19 protein-coding genes are annotated in these 18,565 nt (G+C 69.0%); 11 read left to right on the forward strand and 8 right to left on the reverse strand.

What is annotated here, in order from left to right:
- The 6 genes from ACIOSY_RS09220 to aceA form a co-directional block, all read right to left on the reverse strand.
- Nucleotides 1-414 (reverse strand): SMI1/KNR4 family protein, encoded by a 414-nt coding sequence (locus tag ACIOSY_RS09220; RefSeq protein ID WP_400852642.1) that lies wholly within the window; start codon nt 412-414, stop codon nt 1-3.
- A 66-nt stretch (nt 415-480) separates the two neighbouring features.
- On the reverse strand, nt 481-849 hold the full coding sequence (locus tag ACIOSY_RS09225) for a hypothetical protein (RefSeq protein ID WP_400852407.1): 369 nt from the start codon (nt 847-849) through the stop codon (nt 481-483).
- A gap of 128 nt (nt 850-977) precedes the next feature.
- A complete protein-coding gene (locus ACIOSY_RS09230; RefSeq protein WP_400852409.1) occupies nt 978-1,409 on the reverse strand; it encodes a hypothetical protein in 432 nt (143 codons plus the stop codon).
- 37 nt (nt 1,410-1,446) lie between these two features.
- Complete coding sequence (locus tag ACIOSY_RS09235) at nt 1,447-1,824, reverse strand: hypothetical protein (protein WP_400852411.1); 378 nt, start codon at nt 1,822-1,824, stop codon at nt 1,447-1,449.
- A gap of 120 nt (nt 1,825-1,944) precedes the next feature.
- A complete protein-coding gene (gene aceB, locus ACIOSY_RS09240; protein WP_400852413.1) occupies nt 1,945-3,606 on the reverse strand; it encodes a malate synthase A in 1,662 nt (553 codons plus the stop codon).
- Between the two features lie 26 nt (nt 3,607-3,632).
- Complete coding sequence (gene aceA, locus ACIOSY_RS09245; protein ID WP_400852415.1) at nt 3,633-4,961, reverse strand: isocitrate lyase; 1,329 nt, start codon at nt 4,959-4,961, stop codon at nt 3,633-3,635.
- A gap of 133 nt (nt 4,962-5,094) precedes the next feature.
- Between aceA and ACIOSY_RS09250 the strand changes: the two genes are divergently transcribed.
- The 7 genes from ACIOSY_RS09250 (at nt 5,095) to ACIOSY_RS09280 (ending at nt 13,546) form a co-directional block, all read left to right on the forward strand.
- A complete protein-coding gene (locus ACIOSY_RS09250) occupies nt 5,095-6,567 on the forward strand; it encodes a helix-turn-helix domain-containing protein (protein WP_400852417.1) in 1,473 nt (490 codons plus the stop codon).
- Nucleotides 6,568-6,668: 101 nt separating this feature from the next.
- Complete coding sequence (locus ACIOSY_RS09255) at nt 6,669-8,237, forward strand: glucoamylase family protein (RefSeq protein ID WP_400852419.1); 1,569 nt, start codon at nt 6,669-6,671, stop codon at nt 8,235-8,237.
- 175 nt (nt 8,238-8,412) lie between these two features.
- The gene (locus tag ACIOSY_RS09260) at nt 8,413-9,519 is read left to right on the forward strand and encodes an ABC transporter substrate-binding protein (RefSeq protein WP_400852421.1); all 1,107 of its coding nucleotides are present in this window, start codon (nt 8,413-8,415) and stop codon (nt 9,517-9,519) included.
- Nucleotides 9,519-10,343, forward strand: a complete 825-nt coding sequence (locus ACIOSY_RS09265; RefSeq protein WP_400852423.1) for an ABC transporter ATP-binding protein — start codon at nt 9,519-9,521, stop codon at nt 10,341-10,343. The genes ACIOSY_RS09260 and ACIOSY_RS09265 overlap by 1 nt, the downstream gene beginning before the upstream one ends.
- Nucleotides 10,336-11,187 (forward strand): ABC transporter permease, encoded by an 852-nt coding sequence (locus ACIOSY_RS09270; RefSeq protein ID WP_400852425.1) that lies wholly within the window; start codon nt 10,336-10,338, stop codon nt 11,185-11,187. The genes ACIOSY_RS09265 and ACIOSY_RS09270 overlap by 8 nt, the downstream gene beginning before the upstream one ends.
- Nucleotides 11,188-11,289: 102 nt before the next feature.
- Complete coding sequence (locus ACIOSY_RS09275; protein ID WP_400852427.1) at nt 11,290-12,669, forward strand: NtaA/DmoA family FMN-dependent monooxygenase; 1,380 nt, start codon at nt 11,290-11,292, stop codon at nt 12,667-12,669.
- Nucleotides 12,662-13,546 (forward strand): PfkB family carbohydrate kinase, encoded by an 885-nt coding sequence (locus ACIOSY_RS09280; protein WP_400852429.1) that lies wholly within the window; start codon nt 12,662-12,664, stop codon nt 13,544-13,546. The genes ACIOSY_RS09275 and ACIOSY_RS09280 overlap by 8 nt, the downstream gene beginning before the upstream one ends.
- A gap of 34 nt (nt 13,547-13,580) precedes the next feature.
- On the opposite strand, the gene ACIOSY_RS09285 is transcribed toward ACIOSY_RS09280, so the two are convergent.
- The gene (locus ACIOSY_RS09285; RefSeq protein ID WP_400852431.1) at nt 13,581-14,171 is read right to left on the reverse strand and encodes a PadR family transcriptional regulator; all 591 of its coding nucleotides are present in this window, start codon (nt 14,169-14,171) and stop codon (nt 13,581-13,583) included.
- 103 nt (nt 14,172-14,274) lie between these two features.
- Between ACIOSY_RS09285 and ACIOSY_RS09290 the strand changes: the two genes are divergently transcribed.
- Genes ACIOSY_RS09290 through ACIOSY_RS09300 form a run of 3 tightly spaced genes read left to right on the forward strand, consistent with a single transcriptional unit; the run spans nt 14,275 to nt 15,512 of the window.
- Nucleotides 14,275-14,784, forward strand: a complete 510-nt coding sequence (locus tag ACIOSY_RS09290) for a flavin reductase family protein (protein WP_400852433.1) — start codon at nt 14,275-14,277, stop codon at nt 14,782-14,784.
- Nucleotides 14,781-15,209 (forward strand): riboflavin kinase, encoded by a 429-nt coding sequence (locus tag ACIOSY_RS09295; RefSeq protein WP_400852435.1) that lies wholly within the window; start codon nt 14,781-14,783, stop codon nt 15,207-15,209. Before ACIOSY_RS09290 ends, ACIOSY_RS09295 begins: the two co-directional genes overlap by 4 nt.
- 60 nt (nt 15,210-15,269) lie before the next feature.
- Nucleotides 15,270-15,512 carry a hypothetical protein gene (locus ACIOSY_RS09300; RefSeq protein ID WP_400852437.1) on the forward strand — a complete coding sequence of 81 codons (243 nt, stop codon included), beginning with the start codon at nt 15,270-15,272 and terminating at the stop codon, nt 15,510-15,512.
- Between the two features lie 47 nt (nt 15,513-15,559).
- Here the strand turns inward: ACIOSY_RS09300 and ACIOSY_RS09305 are convergent, their stop codons facing one another.
- The gene (locus tag ACIOSY_RS09305; RefSeq protein WP_400852439.1) at nt 15,560-17,065 is read right to left on the reverse strand and encodes a PucR family transcriptional regulator; all 1,506 of its coding nucleotides are present in this window, start codon (nt 17,063-17,065) and stop codon (nt 15,560-15,562) included.
- A gap of 100 nt (nt 17,066-17,165) precedes the next feature.
- On the opposite strand from ACIOSY_RS09305, the gene gabT reads away from it, so the two are divergent.
- Nucleotides 17,166-18,530: a 4-aminobutyrate--2-oxoglutarate transaminase gene (gene gabT, locus ACIOSY_RS09310; RefSeq protein ID WP_400852441.1), complete on the forward strand. Its 1,365-nt coding sequence runs from the start codon at nt 17,166-17,168 to the stop codon at nt 18,528-18,530.
- Nucleotides 18,531-18,565 lie beyond the last annotated feature (35 nt).

Genomic DNA, 18,565 nt, shown 5'->3' on the forward strand with positions numbered 1-18,565 from the left:
CTACCAGCCCTCGCCGTTAGCGATGGCCTCAAGGAAATGCTCGAATGAGTCGCCGAGGGGGCGGATCTCGGCGGCGTCAGACGATGCGAGTGGTATCGAGACGAAGCGGCTCGAGTCAGTCCGCAGGATGCCGAATCCGGTCGGGCCGCCGTTGGAACCTAGGAGAACCACACCAGCCTCTTCTGGCCCTTCGTACCCACCACGCAGGATGTCGGCGACAGGCCAGAGGGAGATGTCCGCACCTCGGGCGCCGACCGGACCGTCATATCCGTCACTGGCCAAAAGAAAGGACCGATAAGCGGCAGGTAGCCGGAATTCGAGAGCCCGCTCTAACCGGCCGAGCTCACTTTCTTTTGCCGGGGCCGAGACATACAGGGTGTCCGCGCGGAGGAGCAAGGGACGTTGACTATCCATCACGCCGCAAGGCTACGCGACGCGTCCAGCGAGAGTTCGCGAGGAGCCGCGTCGGGTGTCGGCGGGTCAGGTCACGGCCACCAGGATGCCGAAGATGATCACGGCCTCGAGGATGCCGAGGATGGCAACAAGCCGCGTGCCGCCGCACAACCGGACGCCGCGGGACAGCAGCAGCGCGAGCGCACCGATCAGTCCCCAGAACCAGAACGTGAAGAGGAAGAGCATCGGCACCATGATCGCCACGAGACCGACGAACGGATACGTGGCGATCGAGAGCGCAGAGATGCCCAGTGGTGCCCCGAACGAGATCCACGCGAGGACCAGCGCGGTGATGTGCCGACCGGTCCGGCGATACGGCGCGTAGCGCGACAGCGGATTGTCACGAACGTAGGCGGCGAGCGGCGATAGGCGAGGAGTGTCGGGCTGGTCGCTCATGATCGGCACAGCTTGCCACATCCGGTCGAGGGCGCGCTCGCGTTGTCCACAGCATCCGCTCCCGTCGCACTTTCTGTCGGTCTGAGCCGGTCAGAACGACAGAAAGTGCGATGGGAGCGAAGAGGAGATCAGGCGCCGAAGGCGCTGGGCAGCGCGCAGTAGTCGGCGAAGCGGCGGGTGGGGGCATCCGGATCGGTCACGTCGACGATGACGGATGCCGCAGTGTGCGGCTGCTCGTCGCCGGCGAGCTGCCAGACCGTGTAGTTCCAGAGGCCGCGGGCGCTGGCGCTGACGAGCGCGGCCGGGCCCGAGACGACCAGCACCCGGTCGCTCCTGTCCGCACGGAACGGCGCGATCACGTCGGCACGCAACGCCCCTTCGTCGCCGTCGGCGGAGTGCGCGCGCTCGACCTTCTGCGCCGCGGCGGTGAGCGCGGCGGCCAGGTCGTCGGCCGCACGTCGCGAGCGATCGGCATCCGCTCCCGCGACCGCGAGCAGTCGCCCGCCGGTCGGGTACAGGTGCAGGAATTCGCCGGCGATCTCGCTCCAGAACTCGGTCATGAGATCAGGCTACGCCCGTGAGCGGATGAAGGGCGGATCAGCCGTAGAGCAAGAGGAAGGTGACGAACGACAGCACGTGCAGGGCGATGCCGAACGACGCGAGGGTGCGGACGCGGGTGCACTGCGGGATGCCGATGGTCAGCAGCAGCGCGATCACTCCCACCAGGCTCCAGATCCAGGAGGTCCAGACGAAGAGCATCGGGAGGAAGAGCGCGTAGCCGCCGCCGGCGAGGAGCGCGAGGACGACCAGGAGCAGCGCGAGAATCCAGGTGCCGAATGAGAGCCAGGCGACCACCAGTGCGCCGAAGTAACGTGCTCCCCGCGCAGGCGCGTGTGACGCGGGCACCGGAAGGCGCTTCGCCGGGGGCGGAGCGAACGGTGAGGAGGCGGGCCGGGCTTCGGAGGCGTCGCTCATCGTCACAGCCTGACACAGCGGGCAAACGGCTGCCGGCATGAATCGCGCACGGCCGCTCCCGTCGCGCCTTTCGTCTCGCGGCTGAACCGGTCGACGGAGAGGCGCGACGGGAGGGCGGCGTCAGTCCTCGCCGAGGTAGCGGGCGTAGGCGCCCAGCGTCAGGAAGGTGGGGAACTCCTCCTGCAGCGCGACCTCGCGGAAGATCTCCGCCGCGTCGTCGAACCGGTCGCCCTCGGCCCGAGGCGCCTCGGAGAGCACCTCCGCGATCAGACCCTCGACGTACTCCGCCGTGATGGCCGTGCCGTCGGCGGTGCTGCGGTCCTGGTGGATCCACTGCCACACCTGCGAGCGGCTGATCTCGGCGGTCGCGGCATCCTCCATTAGGTTGTCGATCGCGACGGCGCCGAGACCGCGCAGCCACGCTTCGAGGTAGCGGATCGCGACCGACACGTTGCCGCGCACGCCCTGCGCCGTGATCGGGCGACCGATGTGCAGATCGAGCAGATCGGCGGGCTGAACGTGCACGTCGTCGCGCTGACGGTCGAGCTGGTTCGGCCGGTCGCCGAGCACCGCGTCGAACTCGGCCTGCGCGGTCGGGATCAGGTCGGGGTGGGCCACCCACGTGCCGTCGAAGCCGTCGCCGGCCTCGCGCTTCTTGTCGGCGGTGACCTTCTCGATCGCGCGCGCCGTCACCTCGGGGTCGCGGCGGTTGGGGATGAAGGCGCTCATGCCGCCGATCGCGAACGCGCCCCGCTTGTGGCAGGTCTGCACGAGTAGCTCGGTGTAGGCCCGCATGAACGGCACCGTCATGGTGACCTCGCTGCGGTCGGGGAGCACGAAGCGCGCTCCGCGGCCGCGGTAGTTCTTGATGATCGAGAAGATGTAGTCCCAGCGTCCGGCGTTCAGGCCCGCGCAGTGGTCGCGCAGCTCGTAGAGGATCTCGTCCATCTCGAAGGCCGCGGGCAGCGTCTCGATCAGCACGGTCGCGCGGATCGTGCCGTGCGGGATGCCGATGTACTCCTCGCTGAACGAGAAGACGTCGTCCCACAGCTTCGCCTCTTCGCTGGACTCGAGCTTGGCGATATAGAAGTACGGTCCGCGTCCGCCGTCGATCAGCGCCTGCGCGTTGTGCAGGAAGTACAGGCCGAAATCGACCAGGGAGCCGGATGCGGTCGTGCGGCGCCCCGCGCGATCGATGAAGTCGATGTGCTTCTCGGGCAGGTGCCATCCGCGCGGACGCATCACGATCGTGGGGGTGCGCTCGGCGGTGACGCGGTACTCCTTGCCCGGGGCCCCATCGGTGGCGGGCCCCGTGAACGAGAGTTCGCCGCGGATCGCGTCGCGCAGCGACAACTGGCCCTCGATCACGTTCTTCCAGGTGGGGCTCGTGGCATCCTCCTGGTCGGCGAGCCAGACCCGCGCGCCCGAGTTGAGCGCGTTGATCGTCATCTTCGGATCGGTCGGGCCCGTGATCTCGACCCGGCGGTCTTCGAGGCCGGGCCCGGCGCCCGCGACGCGCCAGTCGGCGTCGTCGCGGATGTGCGCGGTGTCGTCACGGAACCGCGGATCGTGGCCGTTGCCGATCTCGAAGCGGCGGCGCATGCGGTCGGCGAGGCGATCGTGGCGGCGCGACGCGAAGCGGTGGTGCAGCTCGGTGAGGAAGGCGATCGCGCCCGGCGTGAGGATCTCGTCGTAGCGATCGCGCAGCGTGCCGGTGATCTCGATCGCCGGCCCCTGGTGCGTCGGGGTGGGAATGGAGCGGGTGGTGGTCGGAGTGGTCATGAGTTCATTCCTTCGAAGAGGGAGGATCAGTGGAACTGCGCGGTCTCGGTGGAGCCGGCGAGGGCGAGCGTGGCGCTGTCGGGGTTGAGCGCCGTGGAGATCACGTCGAAGTAGCCGGTGCCCGCCTCGCGCTGGTGCTTGGTGGCGGTGTAGCCGTCGGCCTCGGCGGCGAACTCGGCCTCCTGCAGCTCGACGTACGCGCTCATGGCGCGATCGGCGTAGCCGCGGGCGAGGTCGAACATCGAGTAGTTCAGGGCGTGGAAGCCCGCCAGGGTGATGAACTGGAACTTGTAGCCCAGGTCGGCCAGCTCCTGCTGGAACGTCGCGATCTCGGCATCCGAGAGGTGACGCTTCCAGTTGAAGCTCGGCGAGCAGTTGTACGCGAGCAGCTTGCCCGGGAACTCGGCGTGGATCGCCGCGGCGAACGAGCGTGCCAGTTCGATGTCGGGCTCGCCCGTCTCGACCCAGAGCAGATCGGCGTAGGGGGCGAAGGCGAGACCGCGGCTGATGACCGAGTCGATGCCCGGGCGGATCCGGTAGAAGCCCTCGGGGGTGCGCTCGCCGGTGGTGAACGCCTGGTCGCGCTCGTCGACATCGCTGGTGAGCAGGTCGGCGGCGAGAGCATCCGTCCGCGCGATGATGACGGTCGGAACGCCCGCGACGTCGGCAGCGAGTCGGGCGGCGTTCAGCGTTCGGATGTGCTGCTGCGTCGGCACGAGCACCTTGCCGCCGAGGTGGCCGCACTTCTTCTCGCTGGCGAGCTGGTCTTCCCAGTGGATCGCGGCGGCGCCGGCCTGGATGAGCGACTGCGCGAGCTCGTAGGCGTTGAGCGGCCCGCCGAAGCCGGCCTCGGCATCGGCGACGATCGGCGCCAGCCAGTCCTGCGTGATCTCGCCCTCGCCCGCCACGGCCTCGGCGTGCTCGAGCTGGTCCTGGCGCAGCAGCGCGTTGTTGATGCGGCGCACGACGGCGGGCACCGAGTTCGCCGGGTAGAGCGACTGGTCGGGGTAGGTCTGGCCGGCGAGGTTGCCGTCGGCGGCGACCTGCCAGCCTGAGAGGTAGATGGCCTTGAGCCCGGCGCGCACCTGCTGCACGGCCTGGCCGCCCGTGTAGGCGCCCAGTGCGCGGATGTAGTCCTCGGTGTGGAGCAGGTTCCAGAGGTTCTCGGCGCCGCGGTGGGCGAGCGTGGACTCCTCGCGGACCGAGCCGCGGATGCGGATGACGTCATCGGCCGAGTAGGTGCGCTCGACGCCGTCCCAGCGGGGATCGGTCTCCCAGATCGCCCGGAGCTCGGCGGCGGTCTGAACCTGGTCGCCTGCTCGCAGACCTGCGGGGCGGGGTGCGTTCGTCGTCATGGTGTCTCCTTCGGTCGGTCCGGCGGCGGTGCCGGGTGGCGTGTTTCCACTGTGGGTGAAGATTCCGACGGTTCACGGCCGGATGGCGTGTGAAGTTCAGCGGAAATTCTGCTTTCGTGACAGAATCACGGCCATGAACCCTTCGACAGGCTCAGGGACCCATGCCGAGATCGCAGAAGAGACCGACGCCCTCACGATCGGCCGGCGCATCCGTCGTCTGCGCACCGCGCGGGGGATGACGCTCGACGACCTCGCGACCGCCGTCGATCGTGCGCCGAGTCAGCTGTCGATGATCGAGACCGGCAAGCGCGAGCCCAAGCTCACCCAGCTGCAGGCGATCGCCCGCGCCCTCGGCGTCACGCTCGACGCACTGCTCGAAGGCGAGCCGCTCGATGAGCGCAGCGCGATCGAGATCGCCCTCGAACGCGCGATGAAGGGGCAGACGTTCCAGGCGCTCGGCATCGAACCGTTCCGTATCGCCAAGACCCTGCCGACGGATGCGCTCAAGGCCCTGCTCGCCCTGCACGGCGAGATCGACCGATTGCGCGACGAGCGGGCGGCGACCCCGGAAGAGGCGCGACGGGCGAACGTCGAGCTGCGCCACCTGATGCGACGGCAAGACAACCACTTCGCCGACCTCGAGGCGAAGGCCGCCGAGATCCTCAGCGCCGTCGGGCATCCGGGCGGACCGCTCACGCAGCGCACGGCATCCGAGATCGCCGCCTATCTCGGCTTCACCCTGCACTATGCGCCCGACCTGCCGCAGACCACCCGCAGCGTCGCCGACCTGGCGCACGGGCGGCTGTACCTGTCGAGCCGGGTGCCCGCGAAGGGCGATGCCCGCACCGCCGTGCTGCAGGCGCTGTCGAGCCGGATGCTCGGACACTCCGAACCGCGCAGTTACGCCGAGTTCCTGCGGCAGCGGGTCGAGACGAACTACCTCACCGGGGCGCTGCTGATCCCCGAGGCGCATGTCGTGCCGGCACTCGTCGATGCCAAGGCGCGCCGCTCGATCTCGATCGAAGATCTGCGCGACACCTATTCCGTGTCGTACGAGACGGCGGCGCACCGATTCACGAACCTGGCGACCCGGCACCTCGACATCCCGGTGCACTTCCTCAAGGTGCACGAATCGGGAACCATCACCAAGGCCTACGAGAACGATGACGTGAACTTCCCGGCCGACCGCCTCGGGGCGATCGAGGGGCAGATGTGCTGCCGCAAGTGGACGAGTCGGGTCGTGTTCGACGAGGACGACCGCTTCAACCCGTACTACCAGTACACCGACACGGGCAACGGCACGTACTGGTGCACGGCGAGGGTCGAGGCGTCGAGCGAGGGACTGCACTCGGTGAGCGTGGGGGTGCGCTTCGACGACACGAAGTGGTTCGTCGGGCGGGACACCCCGCACCGCGGTGTCTCGAAGCACTCGGTCGAGGTGTGCTGCCGCCGCGCTCCCGCCGACCTCGAGGAGCGCTGGCGCGAGAACTCGTGGCCCAACGTGAAGACCCCGCGCACCCTTTTGGCGACACTGCCGACGGGCGCGTTCCCCGGTGTCGACACGACCGACGTCTACGAGTTCCTGGAGGCGCACGCCCCGGACTGACGTCGCGCTCGCTTCGAGGGCGTATGGGACATTCGCCCCGCGCGTGTTAATTTTCGTCTACTGGGAGACGAGGGTCGCGACACATTCTCGAGGGAGAACCGATGAAGCGATGGATGAGCGCGGCAGTAACGATCGGAGTGGTCCTCTCGGGCCTGTCCCTCGTGAGCCCGGGCGCAATGGGACCGGGCGCGGGCGGCGGGGGAGAGGTCTCGCAGGACCTGAATCGGTGGGCGCGAGACACCTGGCAGTCGTTGGCGGCGATGACCGACGAGGGCACCGGGCTTCCGGCGGATCACATCTCAGGTGATCTGGAGACCTCCAGCGCGTACACCTCGCCGACCAACATCGGCGGCTATCTGTGGTCGACGGTGACGGCGCGTGATCTCGGGATCATCGGCACGGACGAAGCGCGCGACCGCATGTCGACGACGCTCGACACGCTCGCCGGGCTCGAGCGCAATGACGCCAGCGGGATGTTCTACAACTGGTACTCGCCGACGACGGGCGAGAAGCTGACGAGCTGGCCGGGTTCCGGCGACCCTGTGCACCCGTTCCTCAGCACGGTGGACAACGGATGGCTCGCTGCCGCGCTCCGGATCGTGCGGGAGGCGGAGCCCCAGCTCGCTGACGAGGCCGACGCCCTCTACGACTCGATGGACTTCGCGGCCTTCTTCGACCCCGCGGGAGCCGCGGGCCTGGCCGCCGGCACGAATCGCGGGGGTTTCTGGGAGACGGCGCCGCCCGAGTGCAGTGTCGCGGCACCGATGTACAACGGCTCGGGCGAGATCGCCCACTACACGTGCCATCACTACGACACGACCGTGAGCGAGAGTCGCATCGCGACGTACCTCGGCATCGCCAACGGCCAGATCCCGGCCACGGCGCTGTACGGTACGCGCCGCACCATGCCGCCGGGCTGCGATTGGGCCTGGCAGGAGCAGGTGCCGCAGGGAGAGTACCGGACCTACGACGGCGTCGACGTGTGGGAGGGCGCATACCGCTACGCGGGGATGTCATTCGTCCCGAGCTGGGGCGGCAGCATGTTCGAGTCGCTGATGCCCGACCTCCTGGTCCCGGAGACGAGTTGGGGGCCGACGTCGTGGGGGCTCAACCATCCGATCACGGTCGCCGTGCAGGAGCAGCACGGACTCGATGAGGCTGGATACGGATACTGGGGCTTCTCGCCCGCGAGCAACCCGTTCGGCGGATACGCGGAGTACGGCGTTGACGTCGCGGGGATACGTTCCGACGGCTACACCTCCGACGTCGAGCGGACCGACGTCGATATCGACCGGACCGGCTGTGCGGCGGGTGCGAACCCCGCGCCCGAGTTCGGCGACGGCGTGGTGACGCCGCACGCGTCGTTCCTCGCCTTGCCCTACGACCGAGCGGGCGTGCTGAGCAACCTCCGGGGGATCGAGGACGACCTCGGCGGCTATGGTCTCGGCGGGTTCTACGACGCGGTCGCCGTGCGGAGCGGCACGATCTCCGAGCAGTACCTCTCGCTCGATCAGTCGATGATCATGGCCGCGATCGGCAACGAGCTCACTGGAGACTCCCTCAAGGACTACTTCGTGGATTCCGACATGAGGGAGCGCTTGCGGCCCGCGATGCGACAGCAGCACTTCGGTTCGTCGTGGGGAGAGGGAGGCGACGGCTGCGAGGGCTGACCTCCGGTCGGCCCGCCATGAAGAGGTAAGAGCGGCGCACGGACTCTTCACCGAGTCCGTGCGCCGCTCTGTGACCACGCCGATCCGTCGACAATTGGTTTCTTCTTGCTTAGTCAATCTTGACTATGTTACTTTCAACGAGCCATCAATGACGAACGGCCGAGAAGGGACCCTCATGGCTACTCTCACCGCGGAAACCCGATTCCGCACCGCTGCCACCCTGACGTGCGTTCTCGCCGCCACGCTGACGCTCGGAGCATGCTCCGCGCAGACGCCCGGCGGCGATACCGCCCCCACGAACGCCGCTGTCGACGACGACAGCTGCACGCGGAATCAGGATGCCGGCACCATCACCTACATCTCCGGATACGGATACTCGGCCAGCGCCGGGCAGATCGACGTCTTCCTCGCCGAGGAACTCGGCTACTTCGACGAGCTCTGCCTCGACGTCGAAATCAACGCATCCGGCGCGAACGGGCAGCAGCTCGTCGCCTCCGGCCAGGCGCAGTTCACCGCTCTCGGCTCGGCATCCGACGTCATGCTCGCCGCCGCCAACAGCAAGAACCTCACCGCCGTCGCCACCTACGGCACCACCCCGCCGTTCTCGATCTTCGGCAACGAGAAGCTCGAGAGCCTGAAGGACCTCGAGGGCGGAACGCTCGGCTACTTCATCAACCTCACCCCGGTCGCCTCGGCCATGCTCGACGAGGCCGGCGTCGACGTCTCGAAGGTTGAGATGGTGAAGATGACCAACTACGACCCCACCGTCGTCGTGCGCGACCAGGTCGACGCGATCGTCGGATACGCGTCGAACCAGCCGCAGTCGCTCAAGGCGCAGGACATGCCGTTCAGCGAGTTCCTCCCCTCCGACCTCGGGGTCGAGGGCACGTACAACGTGATGGAGGTGAACTCGCAGTTCCTCGCCGAGAACCGTGAGGTCGCCGCCGACTTCATGCGTGCGACGCTCAAGGCGCTGCAGTTCTGCCTCGACGAGTCCGAGGAGTGCATCGACATGCTCGCCCAGCTCGCCGAGGACAGCGGACAGGGCGCCGCGTTCCCGCGCGACCAGCTCGCCCGCACCTGGGAGGTGGAATCCGCCTGGGTGCGCGAGAGCGCCGGCGGCAACCCGGGCGTGCAGACCGCGGCCATGTGGGAGCCCGAGTACGAGCTCGTCGAAAAGTACGGCGACGTCAAGAACGTGCCCGCCATCGAAGACATGATGGACGCCGACCTCGTCGCCGACCTGTACGACGGCGACACCCTCATCTGGCCGGCGAAGTGATGGCCGGCGAAGCGGTGGCGGTCGCGCAGGGCGCGGGCGTCGAGGTCACCGGGGTCACCAAGACCTTCGGGGTCGACGGCTCGCGGGTCACCGTGCTCGACGACGTGAGCCTCACGATCGGCATGGGCGAGTTCGTCTCGGTGATCGGACCGAGCGGATGCGGCAAGTCGACGCTGCTCAAAGTGGTCGCCGGCCTCTTGGACGCCGACTCCGGAACGGTGACGATCGACGGCGAGAGCGTGTCGGCGGCATCCCGCGACAAGAAGATCGGTCTCGTTCCGCAGTCCCCGGCGCTCCTTCCCTGGAAGACCGTGCGGGAGAACGTCGAACTGCCCGTGCGCATCAACGGCAAGGCGAACGCGGGGCGCGTTCTGCGTGACCCGGCGGAACTGCTGTCGACCTTCGGGCTGGGCGCGGCGATGTCGAAGTACCCCGGGCAGCTGTCCGGCGGCATGCAGCAGCGCGCGGCGATCGCCCGGGCGTTCGTGTTCGACCCGGCCATCATGCTCATGGACGAACCGTTCTCGGCGCTCGACGAGATGAACCGCGATCTGCAGCGCATCGCGCTGCTGGAGTTCTGGCAGTCCAATCGCAAGGCCGTCATGTTCGTCACGCACTCGGTGCCGGAGGCGATCATGCTCTCCGACCGCATCGTGGTGATGGCGGCGCACCCCGGCCGGATCGCGCAGGTGATCGATGTGAACCTTCCACGCCCGCGCAACGAGCAGGCCTACGCCACCGACGAGTTCCGCGAGCTCGAAGCGGTCGTGCGCGGGGCGCTGCGCGCCCAGACCGAGAGGCAGACGGAGAAGACCCATGTCTGAGTTGACGATGAGAGACACGACGGCGACGATCGCGACCGCACGCCTGCGCGCCACGAAGCCCCGCGGTGGCGTTCCGCCGTGGCTGCGCTGGGGCTCCTGGGTGCCGACGCTCATCACGTTCGTCATCGCGGCCCTGCTCTGGCAGGTCGTGGCCTGGACCAACCCGTACGTGCTCCCCACGCTCGAAGCGATCGGCGGCAGCCTCGTCGACGATGCGGGCATGTACTGGTCGAACTTCCTCGTCACCCTGCTCGAGGTCGTCGTCGGAGCATCCGCCGGCATCCTCGCCGGATTCCTGCTGGCGGTGGTGATGGCCGAGTTCCAGATCATCGAGCGGGCCGTGATGCCCCTCGTGATCATCGTGATGGTGACCCCGATCGTGGCGATCGCCCCGGCCTTGGTCGTCGCGTTCGGCTTCGGCATGGTGCCGAAGTTCATCGTGACCGGGCTCGTGGTGTTCTTCCCGATGCTGGTGAACTCGCTCGCGGGACTCCGTGACGTCGACCATCGCGCACTCGACGTCTTCAAGACGCTGCACGCCTCGCGGTGGGAGATCTTCCGCGAGCTGCGATTCCCCGGCAGCATGCCGTACGTGTTCGCGGGACTCCGCATCGCCCTGCCGCTCGCGGTGGTCGGTGCGGCGGTCGCCGAGTTCGTCGCGGCCGGTCAGCAGGCGGGCCTCGGCTCGCTCGTGACCACCTCGGCCGCTCAGGCCAACCTGCCCGTCACCTGGGCGAGCATCGCCCTGCTCTGCCTGCTCGGCGTGCTCCTGATCATCGTCCTCGCCCTGGTGCGCAAGCGCGTGCTGTGGTGGAGCGACGGCGAGGTCACGGCCAAGGGCTGACGCGGCATTCGATCCCGGGGCGGGATTCCCCCCTCCCGCCCCGGGGTTCCTCCGGCGCGCCCGGACAACGACATGAACCACCCACAAGGAAGGCACCCGCACATGAGCGATCAGAACAGCGTCAAGCAGCTGCGTCTCGGCCTCTTCGAGAACGCACAGGCCAACGACTCCGGCACGGCGACGTGGCGTCACCCCGACAACAAGCGCTACCTCTTCGACAAGTTCGAGTACTGGCGCGACACCGCGCATCTCGTCGAGGACGCCGGGTTCGACTTCCTGTTCCTCGCGGATGCCTGGGGCTGGGCCGACGTCGCCGGTGAGCGCCCCGACATCTGCTCGGTAGAAGGCCTCGACCTGCCGCGTCTCGATCCGGCGATCATCCTCGCCGCGCTCATCCCCGAGACCACGCGCCTCGGTCTCGTCGCCACCGGATCGACGCTGCTCGAACCGCCCTACTCGTTCGCCCGTCGCCTGGCGACTCTCGACATCCTCTCGGGCGGGCGCATCGGCTGGAACGTCGTCACGACCGGCACCGCCGACACCGCGGTGCAGGGCTTCGGTGTGCCGATGGTCGGCCACGACGAGCGCTACCTGATGGCCGACGACTTCATGCAGGTCGTCTACAAGCTGTGGGAGCAGGCGTGGGAGGAGGGCGCGCTCGAACGCGACAAGGCCGGTCGCTTCGCCGACCCGGGCAAGGTGCACCGCATCGAGCACGACGGCCCGTACTTCCGCTCGCACGGTTACGGCAACACCGCCCGCACGCCGCAGGGCACGCCGGTGCTGTTCCAGGCGGGTGCGTCGCCCGCAGGGCGTGAGTTCGGCGGCAAGCACGGCGAAGCGATCTTCGTCGGCAGTGGCTCGGTCGAGCAGCTGCGTGCGCACTCCACCGCGATCCGCGAGGAGGCCGTGAAGAACGGCCGAGAGGCGAACGACGTGAAGATCATGTCTGCCTTCGCCGCCGTGGTCGGCAGCACCGAGGAAGAGGCCCGGCGCAAGTACGCCGAGGTGGCGGATGCGCAGAACCCCGAGGTGACCGTCGCCTCGTACGCCTGGTTCACGGGGCTCGACCTCTCGGCGTACCCCACCGACACCCCCATGTCGGAGCTGAGCACCGAGCTGTCTCAGACGCAGGTCGCCCGCTTCGCCGACAAGACCGTGGGCGACGTGCTGGGGGACTGGCACGCGCACGGCGTGGGTGCGCGCCCGCTCGTCGGAACGCCCGAGCAGATCGCCGACCGCATGGTCGAGCTCGCCGACGGCGCCGACCTCGACGGCTACCTGTTCGCACCGGTCATCCCGCCCGCCTCCACGGTCGACTTCATCGAGCACGTGATGCCGATCCTCAAGGAGCGCGGCGTGATCGCTCCGCAGCCCGACGAGCCGCAGACCCTGCGCGAACGTCTGATCGGTACGCCCACCCCAGCACTGGCCGACTCGCACCCCGGCGCGCAGTATCGCCGGACGATGACGCGTGTCTGACACCCTCACCGGTGTCGCCGTCGTGGGGAGCGCGAACCTCGACCTCGTGGTCGCGGTCTCGCGCCCTCCCCGCGTCGGCGAGACGCTGCTCGGTACGGCCGCCGGACGCTTCCCCGGTGGCAAGGGCCTCAACCAGGCGGTGGCCGCCGCGCGCAGCGGCGCGGCCACCCGGTTCTGCGCGGTCGTCGGCGACGACGAGGCCGGCACGCTGCTGCAGCGCACCCTGACGGATGCCGGAGTCACCGGCATCCTTCGCCGCTCCGCCGCCGCCCCCACCGGCGTCGCGCACGTGCTCGCGCTCGACGGCGGCGACAACAGCATCATCGTCGCGGCCGGTGCCAATGCGGAACTGGGCGTGGCCGATGCGGTGACCGGTGTCGCGGGCGCGGCGGTCGTGCTCGCCCAGCTGGAGATCCCGGTCGGGAGCGTCGCCGCGGCGCTGCGGACCGCGGCGGATGCCGGCGCGGTCACGCTGTTGAACGCGGCCCCGGCGACGGAATCGGCGATCGCCCTGCTCGATGACGTCGACTACCTGATCGTGAACGAGACCGAGTGCGCCGAGCTCGGGGGCGTCGAACGTCTGCTCGGTGCGGGGGCGGATGCCGTCGTGCTCACGCGCGGAGGTGAGGTTGTGAGCCTGCACCGTCCGCACCGCGACACGGTGCAGGTCGCGGCGTTCCCGATCGACCCCGTCGACACGACCGGCGCCGGAGATGCGTTCTGCGGGGCGCTCGCGGCAGCGCTCGCCGCGGGGGAGCGGATCGAGCGCGCGCTGGTCGTCGCCTGCGCGGCGGGGGCCATCGTCGCCCGCCACCACGGGGCGAACACCGCGGCGCTCACTCCCGAGGCGGTCGCGACGCTCGTCGCGACGCGCTGAGCTCGCCGTTCGCCCATCGGGCGGGCGGTTCGCACTATTCGGTGGCGGGCTCTTCGGGCACCGTCTCGCCGGCGAACACGTACTCGCCGTCGTTGAGGCGGGCGAGCAGATCGAGCAGCCACTGCTTCTCGGCGGTGAGGCGGGCGGTCGACAGGTCGAAGATCTCGCGCACGTACTTCGGTGTCGTCTCGGAGCGCAGGGTGTCCTGCACATCGAAGCCGTTCTGGGTGATGATCGCGTCGCTCTTGATGAGGCGGTGCTCGAGGCCGGCGATCACCTCCTGCCGGCTCAGCACGAACATGAACGACGCGACGGTCATGATGGCCTGGGTGTCGAAGGCGGCGACGTTCCAGAGGTTCTCGCGCAGCATCCGCTGCAGTTCCACCTCGCCGGCGGGGGTGATGCGGTAGGTCGTGCGGGCGGGGCGCTTGCCCTCGGTCTCGGTGCCGCTCTCGGCGATGTAGCCGTCGACCTCGAGGGCGCGCAGCGCGTTGTAGATCGAGCCGGGCTGGATGTGGGCCCACTCGTCGACGTGCCAGGTCATGAGTTCTCGGCGCAGGAAGTAGCCGTGCACCGGCTGGAACTGCTTGACGGCACCGAGGACGACGAGGCGGGTGGTCGACATGCCCCTCATGCTAACGGCTGGTGCGCGAATTGCCTGTTGTTTGCATGGTCAAAAATGCTTATGATCAGAACTAGTCAAAGTTGACTAACGAAAGGACACCGAAATGTCGACTGCCGTGACCGATGCCCTTCCCCGGGACCGCGCCCTGCGCCGAGCGTTCTCCGTCTACCCCACGGGCGTCGTCGCCCTCGCCGCCGAGGTCGACGGACGCGCGGTCGGGATGGCCGTCAACTCCTTCACCTCCATCTCGTTGGAACCGGCTCTCGTCGCCATCAGCGCGGCCCGCACCTCGAAGACCTGGCCGGTGCTCCGCGCCGTTCCCGAGCTCGGCATGAGCGTGCTCGCCGCTCATCACGAACCGCTGAGCCGCCTGCTCTCGTCGCGCGAGGACGACCGCTTCGGCACGCACGGCTGGCACCGCAGCGAGCAGGGCGCCGTGCTCGTGCAGGATGCCGCGCTCTGGCTGACCTGCCGGCTGCACAGCACCTTCGACGGCGGCGACCACGAGGTCGCGCTCTATGAGATCGCCGACATCACGGTGTTCGACGATGTCGAGCCGCTGGTCTTCCAGCAGAGCCGGTATCGCGCCATCTCGCCCTTCGAGACGGAATGACGGTGCCGCCGTCGGCGGTGATCGGGGGCGTGGTCGTGCCCGGCGACGGGCGGGGACGCGACCTCGGATTCCCCACGGCCAACCTCGCGCTCGACGACGGCATCCTGCCTGCCGACGGCATCTACGCCGCGTGGGTGCGCATCGACGATGATGCGCACCCCTGGGCGGCCAGCGTCAGTGTCGGCGCCAACCCCACCTTCGCGGGCGACCGAGAACGCCGCGTGGAGGTGCACCTGCACGACGCCGACATCGACCTGTACGGCCGGCGGCTGCAGGTGCAGCTCGTCGCGCATTTGCGCCCGACGCTGCGGTTCGCCGATGTGCCCGAGCTGATCGCGCAGACGGCGGACGACGTCGAGCGCTGCCGGGTGCTGCTCGGGGCAAGTGCGCTCGGTTCCGCGGAGCGCGAAGGCCGGAGGCTATGATCTGTCGAAATCACGGGAAATGATGGGCGACGTCGTAGAGCCCTCGACGAGAGATGGCACATGGGCTTTATGGCATACGCCAAGCAGACCTTTTCCAACAGTGTGGTCGCCGTGTACGAGTTCGGCTTCCGGCCGGAGGAGCCGATCCACGGGTCATTCGTCGTCTCCCTCGCAGACCCCTCTGACTGGCACGTGTTCGGCGCCGATCGAGTCCCCCGTACGGCCGAGGTGACATATCGCAAGGGGGCGGCGCTGTTCGGGGAGTCCGGCGAATGGCCGCTGTGGATCAGCTTCAACTCCTGAGCACCGTCCGGGTGCTGTTCGGCGGTTAGGCCCGCTCCCGTCGCACTTCAGTCCCGCGCCGTCTGCAGCAGTGCCCACAGTTCGGCGCGCGCCGGGAACGACGACAGGTCGATGCCCAGCAGTCCACCGGCCTGGGTGATCCGTGACCGCAGGGTGTGGCGGTGCACCCCCAGTGATTCCGCGGCGGCCTCGGCGCGGGCATCGTGCTCCAGCCAGACCCGCACCGAGGTCTCGAGCTGGCCTCCGGTCTGCAGGTCGTGCTCGCGCAGGGGAGCGAGGCGCGATTCGGCGACCAGGCGCGCTTCGTCGGTGGCGAGGGCGGCGAGGATGCTCGTGCCCACGGCATCCGCATAGCGCGCGGTTCCTGCGGCGCTCTGCTGGCGCAACGCCGTCTGCGCCTGCGCGTGGGCGCGAGAGAAGGCGGCGTACGTCTCGGGGGCGGACACGCCGATGCGGATGCCGAAGCGTTCGGCCGCCTCGTCGAGCAGCTCTTCGTCCGACGCCGAGACGCACATCGTCACCCCATCGTCGGACTCGGCGAGGAAGACGGCCGTGCCGTGCTCGACGCGATGACGCTCCCACCAGTCCGCGAGCGGGCCGGCGGGCGCATCGCCCGCCACCGCCACCACGATCGGTGCGGGCGGGAGCGACCCGAGCACCCGGCGGGGCAGGGTCGGGTCGTCTGCGAGAAGGGAGCGCAGCAGCTGGGCGTGCAGGCGGCGACGACTGCGGGCGAGCTGTTCGCTCTGTTCGAGCGCGAGACCGGCCATGGCGATCACCGAGGTGACCACCGAGCGCGCTTCGGGATCGAGCGTGTCGCTGGCCAGGGCGATCACGCCGCGCAGGTTGCCGCCGCGACCGACCGTGAACAGCATGAACGTGCGGTCGTCGAGCGTGAGCGACTGGCCCGTCTCGAGTCCGCGCGTGAGCACGTCGCCCACGCGGTCGGCGAGGCGTTCGAGCGACGCGGGGCCGATGGCGTCCCGCGGATGCCCGTGCATCAGTGACCCGGCGGCGTCGAACATCCCGGTCCAGACCCCCAGGCGGCGGGCGAGCTCGGTGAGGATCGCGTCGAGTCCGTGCGGGCGCAGGGCGGCGAGGGCGAGAGCGCGCTGCGCGTCGAGCGCCCACGACCGGCGGGCGTACACCTGGGCGGCGATGGCTTCGGAGTGGGCGCGCGCCACGGCGATGAACGGTGTGCGGTACGGCACTTCGAACAGCGGCATTCCACGTGCCGCGCAGGCGGTGACCAGTTCGTCGGGAACGCCGGCGCGATAGACATCGGTGCCGAAGCCGAGGCCGAGCACCCCGCGGTCGGCGAGGCGGGCGACGTACGCGTCGATGTCGGCCGTGTCGTCGAACTGCGTGCCCGTGGTGAGAAGCGCGAGATCTTCGGCCAGGAACGGGGTCGGGTCGGCGAGGTCGGAGCTGTGCACCCAGCGCAGCGGGCGTTCGAGAGACTCGGCCGGAAGCTCTTCGTCGGTCGAGACCAGGTGCAGCCCGAGGTCGCGGCGGCGCAGCAGTGTGCGCAGTGTGGGTTGGTCGGCGGCCACGGATGCTCCTGCAAGGGTTTGTACAGAACGGCGAAGTCGGTGTTCAGATTGTACGCGTCGGCGAATGCATCCGTCATCGACCCGGTCGTACGCTCGCGACATGGCACTCCTCGACACCGCATCCCCCGTCGTTCCTCTCGGAGGACCCGAGCTCCCCCAGGAGCGTCGTCTGGTCACCGAACTTCCCGGCCCGCGGTCGGCCGAGATCCTGGCACGCAAGGCGGATGCCGTGGCTGCGGGCGTCGGACACACCGTGCCGATCGCCGCCGTCGCCGCCGGAGGGGGAGTGGTCGTCGACGCCGACGGCAACTCGCTGATCGATCTCGGATCGGGCATCGCCGTGACCTCGGTCGGCAACGCGCACCCGAAGGTCGCCGCGGCCGTCGCCGCCCAGGCCGCGCAGTTCACGCACACCTGCTTCATGATCTCGCCGTACGAGTCGTACGTCGGCGTCGCCGAGGCGCTCAACCGCATCACCCCGGGTGACTTCGCGAAGAAGAGCGCCCTGTTCAATTCGGGCGCCGAGGCGGTCGAGAACGCGATCAAGATCGCCCGCAAGTTCACCGGCCGTCAGGCCGTCGTCGCCTTCGACCACGGCTACCACGGCCGCACCAACCTGACCATGGCGCTCACGGCCAAGTCGATGCCGTACAAGAGCGGCTTCGGTCCCTTCGCTCCCGAGGTCTACCGCGCCCCCATGTCGTACCCGTTCCGCGACGGACTCGAGGGTGGCGAGGCCGCAGCCCGCGTCATCCTCCAGCTCGAGAAGCAGATCGGCGCCGACAACCTCGCCGCCGTCATCATCGAGCCCATCCAGGGTGAGGGCGGCTTCATCGTCCCCGCCGAGGGCTTCCTCCCCGCGATCGCCGACTGGTGCCGCGCGAACGGCGTCGTCTTCATCGCCGACGAGGTGCAGACCGGCTTCGCCCGCACCGGGCACATGTTCGCGAGCGAGATCTTCGGCATCGAGCCCGACCTGATCACCACCGCCAAGGGCATCGCCGGCGGCCTTCCGCTCGCCGCCGTCAGCGGCCGGGCCGAGATCATGGACGCCTCGCACGCGGGCGGCCTCGGCGGCACGTACGGCGGCAACCCGATCGCCTGCGCCGCAGCCCTCGCCTCGATCGACGTGTTCGAGAACGACGGGGTGATCGAGCGTGCCCGCGAGATCGGAACCCTCCTCACCGATCGCCTCACCGCACTGCAGCAGAACGACCCGCGGATCGGCGACGTGCGTGGACACGGCGCGATGATCGCCGCCGAGTTCGTCGACCCCGAGACCAAGGCTCCGGATGCCGCGCTCACCGCCGCGGTCGCCAAGGCCGCCATCGCCCAGGGCGTCATCGTGCTCACCTGCGGCACCTACGGCAACGTCATCCGCTTCCTGCCGCCGCTCTCGATCGGCGACGACCTGCTGAACGAAGGCCTCGACGTCGTCGCTGCGGCTCTCGCCGCGGCGGCGTAGTTCGCGGTCGCGCTTTCGCGCGACCGGACCACCAC

This window comes from Microbacterium sp. NPDC087665, from assembly GCF_044743285.1.
In the GTDB taxonomy this organism is placed as follows: Bacteria; Actinomycetota; Actinomycetes; order Actinomycetales; family Microbacteriaceae; genus Microbacterium.